The sequence below is a fragment of the Helicobacter sp. genome (assembly GCF_017502485.1).
GTDB lineage: Bacteria > Campylobacterota > Campylobacteria > Campylobacterales > Helicobacteraceae > Helicobacter_B.
Genome location: NZ_JAFVUX010000015.1, coordinates 13442 through 28154, shown reverse-complemented (window position 1 = coordinate 28154; position 14713 = coordinate 13442). Strand labels below are relative to the sequence as shown.

At 43.7% G+C, this 14713-nt stretch carries 9 protein-coding genes and 1 pseudogene; 4 read left to right on the top strand and 6 right to left on the bottom strand.

All coding sequences use genetic code 11. The features are described 5' to 3' along the window. Positions 1–223 precede the first annotated feature (223 nt). Positions 224–2302 carry a methyl-accepting chemotaxis protein gene (locus IKB69_RS03075; RefSeq protein WP_290945983.1) on the top strand — a complete coding sequence of 693 codons (2079 nt, stop codon included), beginning with the start codon at positions 224–226 and terminating at the stop codon, positions 2300–2302. Positions 2303–2544: 242 nt separating this feature from the next. Here the strand turns inward: IKB69_RS03075 and IKB69_RS03070 are convergent, their stop codons facing one another. The 6 genes and pseudogenes from IKB69_RS03070 to ligA form a co-directional block, all read right to left on the bottom strand. After that, positions 2545–3138, bottom strand: coding sequence for a restriction endonuclease subunit S (locus IKB69_RS03070; RefSeq protein ID WP_290945981.1), 594 nt, complete (start codon positions 3136–3138; stop codon positions 2545–2547). After that, on the bottom strand, positions 3122–3781 hold the full coding sequence (locus IKB69_RS03065) for a restriction endonuclease subunit S (protein WP_290945979.1): 660 nt from the start codon (positions 3779–3781) through the stop codon (positions 3122–3124). The genes IKB69_RS03070 and IKB69_RS03065 overlap by 17 nt, the downstream gene beginning before the upstream one ends. A gap of 49 nt (positions 3782–3830) precedes the next feature. Then, the gene (locus IKB69_RS03060) at positions 3831–4475 is read right to left on the bottom strand and encodes a hypothetical protein (protein ID WP_290945977.1); all 645 of its coding nucleotides are present in this window, start codon (positions 4473–4475) and stop codon (positions 3831–3833) included. A 107-nt stretch (positions 4476–4582) separates the two neighbouring features. Next, on the bottom strand, positions 4583–7615 hold the full coding sequence (locus IKB69_RS03055) for a type I restriction endonuclease subunit R (RefSeq protein ID WP_290945975.1): 3033 nt from the start codon (positions 7613–7615) through the stop codon (positions 4583–4585). Further along, a pseudogene (locus IKB69_RS03050) lies at positions 7615–9223 on the bottom strand (type I restriction-modification system subunit M). Before IKB69_RS03050 ends, IKB69_RS03055 begins: the two are co-directional and overlap by 1 nt. 62 nt (positions 9224–9285) lie before the next feature. Next, positions 9286–11265, bottom strand: a complete 1980-nt coding sequence (ligA, locus tag IKB69_RS03045; RefSeq protein ID WP_363240138.1) for an NAD-dependent DNA ligase LigA — start codon at positions 11263–11265, stop codon at positions 9286–9288. Positions 11266–11383: 118 nt separating this feature from the next. On the opposite strand from ligA, the gene IKB69_RS03040 reads away from it, so the two are divergent. Genes IKB69_RS03040 through IKB69_RS03030 form a run of 3 tightly spaced genes read left to right on the top strand, consistent with a single transcriptional unit; the run spans position 11384 to position 14711 of the window. Continuing rightward, on the top strand, positions 11384–12352 hold the full coding sequence (locus IKB69_RS03040; protein WP_290945973.1) for a chemotaxis protein: 969 nt from the start codon (positions 11384–11386) through the stop codon (positions 12350–12352). 20 nt (positions 12353–12372) lie between these two features. Continuing rightward, positions 12373–14112 carry an aspartate--tRNA ligase gene (aspS, locus tag IKB69_RS03035; protein ID WP_290945985.1) on the top strand — a complete coding sequence of 580 codons (1740 nt, stop codon included), beginning with the start codon at positions 12373–12375 and terminating at the stop codon, positions 14110–14112. Positions 14113–14132: 20 nt separating this feature from the next. Next, on the top strand, positions 14133–14711 hold the full coding sequence (locus IKB69_RS03030) for an adenylate kinase (RefSeq protein WP_290945971.1): 579 nt from the start codon (positions 14133–14135) through the stop codon (positions 14709–14711). The last annotated feature ends 2 nt before the right edge of the window (positions 14712–14713 follow it).

Genomic DNA, 14713 nt, shown 5'->3' with positions numbered 1-14713 from the left:
CCCCCCTCTTACTCTACCCCCCCATTCTAGTCTCTGCTGGAGTTCTCTTTACTCTATCTTAGCCTTTAATTTACACAAAATACGCTACAAAATATTACTTTATGGTAAATAATGCGAAAAATATGGCTAATTTTATTGCGTTTTTTTTTTTTTTGTTTGTTAAATTTTTACCTTGGTTTTACAGAAGTATTACCAAAATCTTGCGGTTACCTTAGGGGGATTTATGCTTAAGAATCTAAAGTTAGGCACGAGAGTGTCGTTGTTGCTTGGTGTTATCATCATCGTATGTATGACAGCCTTGACTTTCATTGTTTTACAATCAGCTACAAATATACAAAACAAAGAGGCGCAAAAGCTTTTACAAAATGTCTCACTGCGCATAAGCAATCTACTCACAGCGCATATTAACCAATCCTTTGGTTTATTGTATGGGACTGCAAAACCCATTGAAACCGAATTGCAAAATGGTAAATTTTCAGAAAATGATTTAGAAGCGTTTATGCAAAGTCTGCTAGATGGCGACGCTAATGCGTTTTTCGCGTATTTGTATCTCAAAAACTACAAGCCATCAAAAGCCAGAAACACTCTCCCAAATGGCGAGTTTATGATTTTGCTAGGAGATAGTGATATTGATAACCAAGGCGGGATTTATGCGATCTCGCCCACTACAAATATCTTAAACTTCGGCTCTGTGCAAAAAGCCCTAGCCACAGGCAAGCCCACTATTGGCTCACCAACTTATCAAAATCTTGATGGCAAGCAGGAGAGGCTTATTACAGGGCTTAATATCCCCATCAAAACTACTAGCGGTGTGGTGATAGGGGTCATAGGATTAGCATTAGATACAATTAGGATCAGCTCTTGGTTGCAAGATTCTTCGCTTAGTGTGTTTGAGGGAGACTATCGTCTCATTATGACAGAAGATGGCTTAGTCGTCGTGCATCCAAACACCAATGCTTTAGGGCAAATCGTCACAGAGATAAACAAAAGCCCTCAAGCCCACGCCCTTAAAGAAGCGGCTAAAAACCGCGAGAGAGGCGTATATGACTATGTTACACCAGATAATCAAGAAGCCCTAGCAGGGCTTTCATCTATGCCGATTTATGAGACAGGGACTTACTGGAGTGCGATAGTTGTAGCACCTATGGATTCTATCTTAGAGGCGGTGTATTCTCTACGAGGGCTTATTATTGTTTGTATAGTGATCTCTGCTCTTGTGATCATTGTGTGCGTGTTTTTATATATCCAAAAGGCTGTGATCTCTAGGCTTAAAGTCGTATCAGGGCTACTCTCTAACTTTTTCAAATACCTAAGCCACGAGACAAGCACGCCCCCAGCCATAGTAGCTCCTAAGGCAAATGATGAGATAGGTGGTATGGTACTAGCCATTAATAACAATATCACTGAAATCCAGCGCGGTTTAGAGCAAGACAAGCAAGCCATAGAGCAATCCGCCCAAACTGCCAAAGATATAGAGTCTGGTAAGCTTACTGCTAGGATCACTGCTACACCGCACAACCCTCAGCTAATCGAGCTAAAAAATGTCCTAAACACTGTGCTAGATGTCTTGCAGTCTCATATAGGGCGCGATATGAACGAGATCCAGCGCGTTTTTGATAGCTTTGTAAAGCTTGATTTCACTACAGAGATCACCGATGCAAGCGGACGCGTCGAGCTTGTAACAAACACGCTAGGACGGGAGATTAAGGAAATGCTTAATTCTTCAGCGAGCTTTGCTAACTTGCTCAATGAGCGGCAAAATGAGCTAGCAGACTCTATGCAGCAACTATCAGATTCTAGCTCCCAGCAAGCAAGCGCACTGGGGCAGAGTGCTTCCGCCGTGGAAGAGATCAGCTCTTCTATGCAAAATGTCAGTACCAAAGCTCAGGAAGTAACCCAACAAGCAGAAGATATACGCAATATCGTGGGTATTATCAAAGACATCGCTGATCAAACAAATCTCCTAGCCCTCAACGCTGCCATTGAAGCAGCGCGCGCTGGTGAGCACGGGCGGGGCTTTGCAGTCGTGGCAGATGAAGTGCGCAAGTTAGCGGAGCGCACCGCAAAATCCCTAGGGGAGATTGAAGCTAATGTCAATCTACTCTCTCAAAGTATCGTAGAAATGAGCGAGTCTATCAAAGAGCAGACAGAGGGCTTAAGCCAGATCAATGACTCCATCGCGCAAATTGAGAGTGCCACACAGGAAAACGCCACCATCGCTAGGAACACAAACGCAATCACGCAAAAAGTCGGCGACATCGCAGAAGAAATCATCAAGGATGTTAATACTAAGAAATTCTAATGCCTTAAGTCCTTAAGGTGCGCTTGGGGTTTGGGGAGGGGTTATAGATCTAGCTATGCTTTGCGTGGAGTTTGTAGATTGCTTCAGTTCTTAAAGGGCTTCGCAATGACGGCGTTAAAATTTTGCCTTTAGATTCTAGCGGGGTAGAATCTTTTGAGGGGTTAGATTAGCTACTGCCTTGCCTTTCACACTCTAAACACTCGCCAAGCTTTTTAGATGCTAGCCCTAGAATCTAAAGCGTGCTAAAAGCTTAATAGCCTTTCTCTATAGTATTCATACTGCTTTTGTCTCGCTTCTATCTCGGCGGGGAGTCCTGCGCTTAGGTCATTTGCTAGCGCGTCAAAGGCGTCCAAAATCTCTACTATGTCATTTTGCACTTCTAAAGGTGGTAGGGGGATTTTGACTTTTTTAAATTGCTCCATTTTCACAGATGGAAAGGCGGATTTATTGACATTATTTCTGCACCACTCGCCCAAAATAAAGCCATAATAAAACATAAATCGCATATTTAGTCTATCGCAACAATTTACCTGCGGAATCAAGCAGGTAAATTGTTGATTACTTAAGTAATCAACGATTACTAACGCGTGTTCGCCGATAGTTGCGGTAGTGCTGATAATAATAGAATTTGCAGGGAAAAGCTTACCTTTTACCGCTTGTGGTGTAATGTGTTGGATAGAATCTTTTAGGATTCTGCGATTTGTTTGTATATCCTCCATCCTAAACCAAGGAATAGTCCCACCTTCCCAAAATTCCGCCTTTGCCTTACTGGGCGTGTAGCCGTTTTTGATAGTGAAAAGTTCGCCTAAGCTTACAAGCTTAAGCCCCCCCCCCAATCGCTTTAGCGCGCTTCTCTAAGCTCTCAAAGCTTAATAATGCATTTCTATAATACTCATACTGCTTGCGGCGCGCGTGTAACTCTGCTTGTAACTCTGCTTGTAACTCTGTAAAGGCGTCCAAAATCTCTACGATTTTTTGCTGAATTGCTATGGGTGGCAGGGGGATAGGGATTTGCAAAATTTTTTTCATTTCTGGGTGTTTAATGCTTCCGCCCCTAAAGCTAGAATCTAAATCTTTTTGTCTTGTTAGCAAGTAATAGTAGATAAATTTTAGGCTGTTTGTGTTGTCTCTTGCGGTCGCTAAAATATTGCCACTATCTACAAATTTGCCTTTATAGTATTTTAAGTTTGCTTCGCCGCCGCTTGGTATGGCTAGAACCTCGCCTTCGTTGATGAAATTTTGCGCGGTTTTTATGTCGGTGTAGTCGTCAAATTTTCCCGTGCTTAGTAGCTTAATGTCGCCATTGGGGACGATTAAATTTTGTAAGTCTTTGGCTAGAATGTGTGTAAATTTTAGCGTTTTTGGCTGCCAAGCTTTATCTACTGCAGCAAATTTTTTGTCCCAAAAAGTGAGTTCATAAAGTGGCTTAAACTCCACTTTCCCACATTCTAAGAACCCTAAAAGCTCCTTTATATCCATACTCGTCCTTTTAAGCTTAAATTTACAATTTTGCATTACAATGTCGGTTCTATCTAGGGGCACTTGTCCCCACCTTTACTTCTCCATAATGCACCAAGTCCTTATGAAAGCTCCCTAACAGATCGTTTAAAAATCCTACAATTTTGTCTGGGTGGATTGCTCTATAAATTGCTTCATTGTGCTTATTTGTGATTTTTACATTTAATCTAGGATAGCCATTGCCTACGATTTTATAGAGATTCTCAAAATGAAAGGCGCGATTGCGAATAAGTCGCAGAAGCAATAAAATCGCTTTTGCTTTGTGATGTCGCATTAAGCTCGTGCTACAAAAACAATGTGGATTTTTTATACAATACTTCTTAAAATCTAAGGTATCCAAAAATTCTGTTTTAAAAATCGCATTATGGATTTTATAAAAATCCACTACTTTTAGCCAGAATCCTAAGTTTTGAGCGGAGATGAGGCTATCTCTGCTTTGATTTTGCAAAACAATCTTTTCAAGCCATTGCGAATCCTTTTGAGATAGCAAGAAGTCTATTTTGTTTCTTATGATAATTTCCAAGATTCCTATTTTATGCGTGATATGGGCTATCAAATATAGGTTTTGCTCGTGTTCTTGTGGATTGGTATAGCCATTTAAGCGGCTTTGCGAAAAAAGCTCTATTTGAGATAAATTGCACAAATATGGCTTCATTCTTGCTTTCCTTGTTTAAAATCTAAGCGCAGATATAGCGGATTTGTCATATTGAGCTGCTGCGCCTTGCTTGCTGTGCTTTGCTCTGGCTCTCTTGTAATACCATTTCATCGCTCCTGCCTTAGCTCTAGCCCCCTAAAAAGCTCAAAAAGCTCTTGTAGCTTTTGCAGGGCAAGGCTACGGATTTTGTGTGTCTGCTTAGCACCCTTGCCAAAGAGTGGGCTAGGGGGCAAAATCTCGCCAAATGCTTGCCCATAGTCTCTAAGCTCCCCTCGCTCAAAGGCATCGCGCATAAATGCCCTTGTTTTTTCAGGCTTTAGATCTAGCTCGGTGATGATAGAGCTTAGGCTCTCATCTTTGCGCGCGGCTATGTAGGTGCCAAAGTCTTTGGCGACATCGCTTTGCGGGTTTAGGGACTCTATGAAGCGCAGTAAAAGCTCCTTTTTGCTCCGTAGGCTTAGGCTAGAATCTAGCAGCTTCACTATATCCTCATAGCTCTGCTTATCTTGGTGCTTATGATATTTGTCAATAAGCTCTAGGATATACTCGATACTTATTTCTATGTGCTTTAAAAGCTCTACTTCAAACTCTACTTTATCTAGCACGCTTTGTTTTTCTGCTTGGTCTTTGGTGCGTAGGCTCTCATAGGTGTCGATGTAGTAGCTTTGATAGTCTTGGCGGTCGCGCTCGCTTAGCGGGTCGCTAAAGTCATCAAAGACTTCAAGGATATTGCGGAGCTTTAAAATCTCACCAAAGAGTGCTAGGAAGTCTCTTTTGTCGCTTTGCTTTAGGGTGGAGTCTAGGAAGTTACTTAGGGGGAAGCGCGTTTGTAAGCTTTGCAAAAGCTCGTTGTAGCCTTTGTGCTTGCCTTTGTCATCAGTGTAGCCGTGTAGATACTCTTCTAAGCTTCTTAGAAACACTATCCCCCTAGCATTCTCATCGCTAAAGAGTGCTAGGGTATCATCGGTGTTTTTCTGCAAGTCTCTAAAGGTTATGATGTTGCCAAAGCTTTTGATGGAGTTTAGGATTCTATTAGTGCGCGAATAAGCCTGTAAAAGCCCGTGGTAGCGCAAGGATTTATCGACATAAAGAGTGTTTAGCGTGGTGGCATCAAAGCCTGTTAGAAACATATTAACTACGATGGCTAAATCTAGCTCGCGGTTTTTAAGCCGTAGGGAAAAGTCCTTGTAGTAGTTGTGGAAGTTATCCGAGGAGCTATCAAACTTACACTTAAACATTGCATTATAATCGGCTATTGCAGAGTCCAAAAAATCGCGCTGAGATTTAGGCAGGGAGGTAGTATCCTCGCTGTTTTCTTCTCCTTGCTCATCATTTGGCGCGTAGCTGTAGATAATGCCTACTTTTAGGGCTTTTTCTTGGCTTAGGTTTGCTTGCTGGGCTTGAAACTCTTCATAATAGCGCATAGCCATAGGGATAGATTGGGTAGCAAAGATGGCATTAAAGCCTAGCGTATGCCTGCCATTTAGGGCGTAGGATTTAGTGCGCTTGGTGTGGGTGGCAAAATGCTCTAGAATGTAGCGAGTGATATGCTCTATACGCTCCCTAGCTAGCAGGACTTCTTCTGTGTCTATGGCTGGGGCTTGCTTGTTTTTAATCTCATCTTTTAGCTTAGTTGTGGTGTGGTAGCTCACGCGAAAGGGTAGGACATTATTATCGCGTATGGCGTGGATTATCGTGTAGCGATGTAGGCACTCTCCAAAGACTTGCTGGGTGGTTTGAATCTCATCTTGGGCATTTTGGACGAAAATGGGTGTGCCTGTGAAGCCAAAGAGATAGAGCTTTTTGAACGCTTTGGCGATGTCTTTTTGCATTTGTCCAAATTGGCTTCTATGGCACTCATCAAAAATCATCACAATATGTTTATCAAAAATCTCGCTATCTTTAGCCTGCGCGATGAAGCGGGAGAGCTTTTGAATGGTGGTAATGATGATTTTATGCTCTTTATCCTTGCTATGGAGTCTGGCTTGGAGCTCTTTGGTGCTTTTACTCCCGGTGGCAGCACCCTTTTGGAAGCGGTCGTATTCTCGCATCGTTTGATAGTCTAAATCTTTTCTATCCACGACAAAAAGCACTTTAGTGATTTCTGGGATTTTGCTTACTAGCAGGGCGGTTTTAAAGCTGGTCAAAGTTTTGCCACTGCCTGTGGTGTGCCAAATATAGCCGCCACTTTTTTGCTCGCTCGCTTGTTCGTAGAATTTGTTGAAGTAGCTTATGGCGATTTTTTGCAGGATTTTCTCACACGCAGCGATTTGATAAGGGCGCAGGACTAGAAGCTTTCTATCCACATCAAGCACGCAGTAAGACATAAGAATATTTAGCAGTGTATGCCTAGCAAAAAAGCTTTTAGTAAAGTCTATAAGGTCGCTTATAATGTTGTTTTTCGCATCGCTAAAATAGCTGGTAAATTCAAAGCTATTAGAAGTTTTGCTCGTTGTTATGCCATTTTGTGTTTTGATATGAAAGTCGCGCGTGGTGTTAGAGTAATACTTACTTTGTGTGCCGTTGCTAATGACAAAAATCTGCACAAACTCAAAGAGCCCACTCCCGCTAAAAAAGCTTTCCCGTCCGTAGCGATTGATCTGTCTAAAGGCTTCTTTAAGGCTTATACCACGCCGCTTTAGCTCGATATGCACTAAGGGCAGCCCATTGACTAGGATAGTTACATCATAGCGGTGGGAGCGCGTGGAGCTTTGCGCTTGATATTGATTGATAACTTGCAATGAGTTTTTATGTATGTCGGCTTTATCGATGAGCTTAAAGTTGATAATACTGCCATTATCGCGCTCTAGTGGCTGGATGTAGTCCTCTTGAATTAGCTGGCTTTTTTCTACAATGGAGGCATTTGCCCTAGCTAGCACTTGCTTGAAAAATCTCTGCCATTCTGTTTCACTTAGGGTGGTGGAGTTTAGCTCTTCTAGCTTTGTGCGTAGATTAGATTCTAGGGCTTTTTCATCGGTGATATGGGCGTGTTCATAGCCTTGGGCTTTGAGGGTGGCGATAAACTCTCTTTCTAAAGAAGCTTCACTTTGATAGCTAGAATCTACTCTTTTGTTTGGGGTAAATTCTACGGCTATGGTAGAGCTAGCACTATGCTCTAAAAGTAGCTTTAAACTTCGCATTAGCCAGCACTCTCTAAGTCTTTGATGATAGAATCTATCTGTGCTCTTAGGGTGGCTTGCTTCTCTACGATTTGGGCGATTTGTGCATTGAGTGTGGTGATGTCTATGGCTTCTCTTGTATCTTTTGGTGTGATGTAGGTGGAGGTGCTTAGGTTGTAGTCATTAGCTCGTATTTCTTCCACACTCACTAAGCGGGAGAAATACTCTATATCTTGGCGATTAGCATAGGCATTTACTATAGTGTCGATGTGGCTTGGCTCTAGGATATTTTTCTTTGTAACTTTGGTAAATTGCTCGCTTGCATCGATGAAAAGGGTATGCATATTTGGCTTGTTTTTCTTTAGCACGATGATAGAAGTGGCAATATTTGTGCCGAAAAAGAGATTATCTGGGAGCTGGATAATGGTGTCGATGAAGTTTTGATCAATTAGGTATTTGCGGATTTGCTTCTCCTTGCTTCCGCGGTAAAGCACCCCCGGGAATTCCACTATGGCGCAAGTGCCGCTAGGAGAGAGCCAAGAGAGCATATGCATAGTGAAAGCTAGATCCGCATAGCCTTTAGGAGCTAGCACACCAGCAGGGGCGAAGCGCGGGTCGTTGATAAGCTTAGGGTCATCATCGCCTATCCATTTGGTAGAGTAAGGGGGATTTGACACGATTGCATCAAAGGGCTCATCATCCGCGTGCTTTGGCTCTAGGAGTGTATCACCTAGGGCAATGTCGAAATTCTCAAAGCCCACATTGTGTAAAAGCATATTGATACGGCAGAGATTGTAAATAGTTGGGTTGATCTCTTGCCCGAAAAATCCTTGCTTGACATTCGCTTTGCCTAGCACTTTGGCAAATTGCAGTAGTAGTGCGCCGCTTCCACAAGCTGGGTCATAGACCTTATTGACACTTTGCTTGCCGTAGCTTGTTAGCCTTGCTAGTAGGTGGCTCACTTCCTGCGGGGTGAAAAACTCGCCCCCACTTTTACCCGCGCTACTTGCATACATACGCATAAGGTATTCATACGCATCGCCAAAGGCATCGATGGTGTTATCGCTATAATGCAAATCAAGCTGCTCTATGGCTTGCATCACTTTGTAGAGCTTTTCATTGCGCTTTAGGAGAGTATCTCCTAGATTTTTACTAGAATTGACATCAAGGTCGCTAAAAAGCCCTTTAAATTTGCTTTCACTTGTCGTGCCTATGGTGGAGGCTTCGATTTTGTCAAAGGTGGTGCGTAGAGTTTCGTTGAGATTGGTGGTGTCTTGGGCGTGGGATTTTAGGATATTGCAAAAAAGCTGGCTTGGGTAGATGAAAAAGCCCTTTTCTTTGATAATGCTTGCAATGCTCTCTTTGTTCTCATCTATCTCTTCATCACTCAAATTTTCGTAAGCTTTAGGGTGTTCCCCCCCCCCCCGTTTGAGTAGTGGCAGGGTCTAGCCCCTGCTTGGCATTGATATGGGCGGCTAGATTCTCGCTAATAAAGCGGTAAAAGAGCATACCTAGCACATACATTTTGAAATCCCAGCCATCGACGCTTCCGCGCAAGTCGTTGGCAACTTTCCAAATGGTAGCGTGTAGGGCGCTTCTCTCTTTTGTGGTGTTGGGTGTGGGCTGCATATTTTTCTCTTTAAGTGTAGGATTGATTTGCATTGTAGCACAAATGCATTAAGAGCTAGGGTCTAGCTTTTAGATTCTAGCAGGGCTGCTAGCTCTGCTTCGCTGATAATGCGCACGCCAAGCTCTCTGGCTCTTTGCTCCTTGCTTCCAGCATCTGCTCCACAGAGTAAAAAGTCTGTTTTCTTGCTCACACTTCCACTTACGCGCGCACCTAGCTCTTCTAAATATTGCTTCATCTTATCACGCGCTATGCTTAGTGTGCCAGTGATGACAAAGCTTAGATTTGCCAAAGGCTTAGAATCTTGGACTCTAGATTGTTTAGATTCTAGTGCTCTAGGCTCAATGAGTGTTAGGAGTTTGCTTATAAACTCGCCATTTATGCGCACAAACTCCACAAATGCGCGTGCCATCTCCTGCCCAAATCCATTAATGGCAATAATCTCTCCATAGCTTTTATCAAAGCAGTCAAGCCCGAAGCTCCTATCTAGCTCCTTGCTCGCCCACTCGCCAATATGCGTAATGCCCAGTGCATTGATAAACCGCCATAGCGCGATATGCTTTGTCGCTGCAATGGCGGTTAGGAGCTTGCTTGCCTTTTTGTCTTTGAAGCCATCTAGAGTAAGCAGACTTTGCATAGTGAGCGAGTAAAGATCCAGGATAGAGGTGATGAGTTTAGCATTATAGAGCTGATAGACTAGCTTTTCTCCTAAGCCATCGATGTTTAATGCCTTTTTACTCGCAAAGTAGATGATAGACTCTTGTATGCGTGCTTTGCAAGAGAGATTACAACAGCGCAAGATCACTTCTTCTTGCACGAGTGCTGAGCTACACACTGGGCAGGCTGTGGGGGGAAGTATTGGGGTTTGATTGCCATCGCGCCTAGCAGTTATGGGCTTAACGATTTTAGGGATCACATCGCCACTGCGGATAATGATGACAAAGTCATTGAGATAAATACCTTTCTTTTCGATGTCGCTGTAGTTATACAAGCTAGCGCGCGAGACTCTTGCTCCTTCTATCTCTATAGGTTCTAGCTCTGCTACGGGCGTGATGACTCCTGTGCGTCCCACTTGATTGGTAATTGCACGGATTTGCGTGATTTTCTCAACTGCGGGGAATTTATACGCACAAGCAAAGCGAGGAGACTTAATCGTCCAGCCAAGCTCACTTTGCAGGGCAAGACTATCTAGTAGGACTACCATACCATCTAGCATCATTGCAAAATTGTTGCGATCTTTTTGTAATTGCTCGTAGTAGGTGTGGATTTCTTGCGCACTTTGGGTCTGGCGGATATGGCGCATTATGGGGTAGAATCCAAAGGATTCTATAAGGCGCATTATCGCATAAAAGCTAGGGGATAGCTCTTGTATGCTTGTGCCTATCCCCCATGGGATAAAGAGTAGCTTTCTTTGCGCGGTGATCGTGCTATCTAGCTGGCGCAGTGATCCTGCTGCGGCATTGCGTGGATTGGCAAAGAGTGGTAAGCCTTGCTCTGCGCGTGTAGCATTAAGCGCGGCGAAATCATCCTTTTTAATAACCACTTCACCACGGATTTCAATTGTGGCTTTATGGGGGATTGTAAGCGGGATGGATGGGAGCGTTTTGGCATTTTGTAGCACTTCTTCACCGATGAGTCCATCTCCTCTTGTGGCAGCACTAACTAGCACGCCATTTTCATAGCAGAGATTAAGCGATGCGCCATCAAACTTAGGCGAGCATACAAAGCTAGCGTTTGGATAGCTTTTGCTAATGCGCGCTACCCACTCCTCTAACTCTTGTAGGCTAAAGACATCATCAAGACTCCACATTCTTTGCTTGTGCGCGCGCTTCCCAAAGCCTTCAAGGATAATACCACCTACGCGTTGCGTTGGCGACTCTGGCAGTATGTCTTGGGGGTTTTTAGTCTCATAAGCTTTGACTTGGTGGTAGAGTGTGTCATATTCTTCATCGCTAGCGATTGGATCATCAAGCACATAGTAGGCATAGGCGTAGTCTTGTAGGGTCTTTAGTGCACTAAGGTATTGCTCCTTGTTTATTGGCATTTTTGTCCTTTTATAAGTGTTTTTTAACATAAGCTATGTAAAATTATACATCTTTAAGTTTAAGCCATTCTAGCGCGATCTAATCCAAGAAATACTCTCTGGCACAAGGAGCATAAGCGTGATAAAAGATATTGATAGAAACACGAGCCTACATTTAAACAACGAGGCGCAGTTTTTGTGCTTCACGCTTGATAGCCCAGACTCCGTGGAGCTACACGGAGAGCATATTGGTATGCAGCTTTATGCGATCAATGTCTTTAAAGTGCGTGAGATCATTTACTATGATGGGGACTTGACAGAGACTGCTGGGGAGAATGACGGGCTTGTGCTGGGGTTTTTGACCGTGCGCGGAGAGTCTATGCCGCTCATTGATATGCGCCGATGGCTCTACTATAATTCTCAAGATCCTAAAAAAGATCTCCGTCCATTTTCTATCGACTCGCCAAAGAGTCTTGTAGTGATATGCAACTTTTCAAACCAAGATGTCGGGCTAAAGATTCTAGGTGTCAAGCGCATTATCAACAAAAATTGGAGCGACATTGTCGTGGGTAGTGAGTTTGGCTTTGATGGGGATAGCAAGGTAACTGCCACGACCAAATACGATGATGGATCTGTGATCCAAATCCTTGATGTGGAGCGAATGGTGGCAGATGCATTCCCCGATGATGAGTTTAGTAGGAAGCTTAAAGTCGATGTGCTTGGCACTATTGATACTGATAAGCTTGTGCTTATGGCAGAGGACTCTAAGTCGGCTTCTAAGGCGTTGGAGATGATTTTAGAGAAGCTTAATGTCCGCTATATTTCCTTTAGCAATGGGCGGGCGTTACTGGATTATCTCTACTCTGATGGGATACTTGAGCAAGTGGGGGCTGTGATCACCGACCTTGAAATGCCCGTACTCTCTGGCTTTGAAGTGTTAAAGCAGATTAAAGGGCGAGCAGAGTCTAGAAATCTCCCTGTGATTGTTAATTCTTCTATGAGTAATGACTCTAATATTGAAATGGCTTCAAGCTTGCACGCAGATGGTTTTATCTCAAAGTCAGATCCTTTGCAAGTGCAAGATTTGCTGCGAAAGTTTTTAAGCTAGGTTTTAGGAGTTAAGTAATGTTGCGGACACATTTGTGTGCGGAGATTGGTGAAGAGCTTATAGGGCAGAGTGTGAAAGTGTGTGGCTGGTGTAATACCTACCGAGATCATGGAGGTGTGATCTTTATCGACTTACGCGATCATAGTGGGATCGTGCAGCTTGTGTGTGATCCAGAATCTAGCGCATACAAGCAGGCAAATCTTGTGCGCGATGAATTTGTGCTGCTTGCCTCTGGACTGGTGCGCGCACGCGGGGCGGGACTTGAGAACCCAAAGCTAAAGAGTGGCAAGGTAGAGATCGTGTTAGAGCATCTCACCATAGAAAACAAAGCAAAGACTCTACCCATCTCCATAAGCGATGAAAACACGAGTGAAGAGCTACGCTTAAAGTATCGCTACCTAACTTTACGCGCGAAGAAGTCTTATGATATTTTTAAAATGCGTAGCGATATCAGTATGGCGGCTAGAAATAGCTTGCAGAAAATGGGATTTTTAGAAGTAGAGACGCCTATTTTGACAAAGCAGACTCCAGAGGGAGCTAGGGACTATCTAGTGCCAAGTCGCGTGCATAATGGTAGCTTTTTCGCCCTACCTCAAAGCCCCCAGCTTTTTAAGCAACTATTGATGATTAGTGGATTTGATCGATATTTCCAAATTGCGCGCTGCTTCCGTGATGAAGATTTGCGCGCAGATAGGCAGCCAGAATTTACGCAAATTGATGTTGAAATGAGTTTTTGCACGCAAGAGGATGTAATGAATACTTGCGAAGTGCTTTTGCAAGATATTTTTGCGGCAGTGGATGTGCAGATTACCACACCATTTGCGCGCCTGCCCTATGCGCAAGCTATGGAGAAATACGGGAGCGATAAGCCAGATTTACGCTACAGCTTGGAGCTTGTAGAAGTGGGTGATGCGTTTTTAGATTCTAGCAATGAAATCTTTGCCCAAATTGCTAAAGATACACAAAACAAGCGCATAAAGGCTCTGTGTATAAAGGGTGGGGATAGTCTCTTTACTCGCAAGAGTTTAAGTGAGGCAGAAGAATTTGTGCGAGGCTTTGGGGCAAAGGGGCTAGCCTATATCCAGCTTAAGGATGAGCCAAAAGGTCCCCTTGTGAAGTTTCTCTCACCAAGTGGGCTTCAAACAATCTTAGAACGTACAGGCGCGCAGCAAGGGGATATAGTCTTTTTTGGTGCGGGGGATAAGCGCGTGATATGGGACTATATGGGACGCTTGCGCCAGAAAATCGCTAAAGATTTGGGGCTAATTGATAAAGATAAAATGGCGTTTTTGTGGGTGGTGGATTTCCCTATGTTTGAGCGCGGTGATGATGGCTCTATCGCAGCACTGCATCACCCTTTCACAATGCCTAAAAATTTAGAGCAAGATGACATTGAAAGTATAGAGTCTATTGCCTATGATGTGGTGCTAAATGGTGTAGAGTTAGGTGGCGGGAGTATGAGAATCCATAAGGATTCTATCCAAAAGCGAGTCTTTGAGCTACTTGGGATTAGTGATCAAAAAGCAAGGGAGAAGTTTGGATTCTTGCTTGATGCGCTAAGCTATGGTGCGCCGCCACACGGGGGCTTTGCCATAGGGCTTGATCGGCTTGCTATGCTTATTAGTGGGGCGGGAAGTATCCGTGATGTGATTGCTTTCCCCAAGACGCAGAGAGCTGCTTGCCCGCTTACAGAAGCACCAAGTGCAGTTGGTGAAGAGCTATTGCGCGAGCTACATATCCGCTTGCGCAAGCAATCATAATTTATTTGTAAGGAGTGTTTATGAAGCAGTTATTTCTTATCATTGGAGCCCCCGGATCTGGCAAGACCACAGATGCACAAGCCATAGCCAAGCGCAATGCAGATAGAGTTGTGCATTACTCCACAGGAGATTTATTGCGCGAAGAGGTGGTAAGTGGGTCTGAGCGAGGCAAGCTTATTGGTAGCATTATCGCTAAGGGTGATTTAGTCCCGCTAGATATTGTCATCCAAACAATTATAAGTGCGCTTACTAATGCTTCAAGAGATATTGTGCTAATTGATGGCTACCCTAGAAGCATAGAGCAAATGCAAGCTTTGCACACTAAGCTTGCCGAGCAGAAAGAAGTAGAGCTTGTAAAGGTTATTGAGGTATTAGTGAGTGAGCAAGTAGCCAAAGAGCGTGTGCTAGGGCGTGCAAGGGGTGCTGATGATGATGTAGAGGTGTTTAATAATCGTATGCGAGTATTCTTAGAGCCACTTTCTGAGATGCGCGCATTTTATGGAGATAAGGGTTTGTTGCATACTATCAATGGTGAGCGCACGATAGAAGAGATTGTAGAAGAAATGAATACCTATGTATTATCTCAAGTGAAAGGATAGAG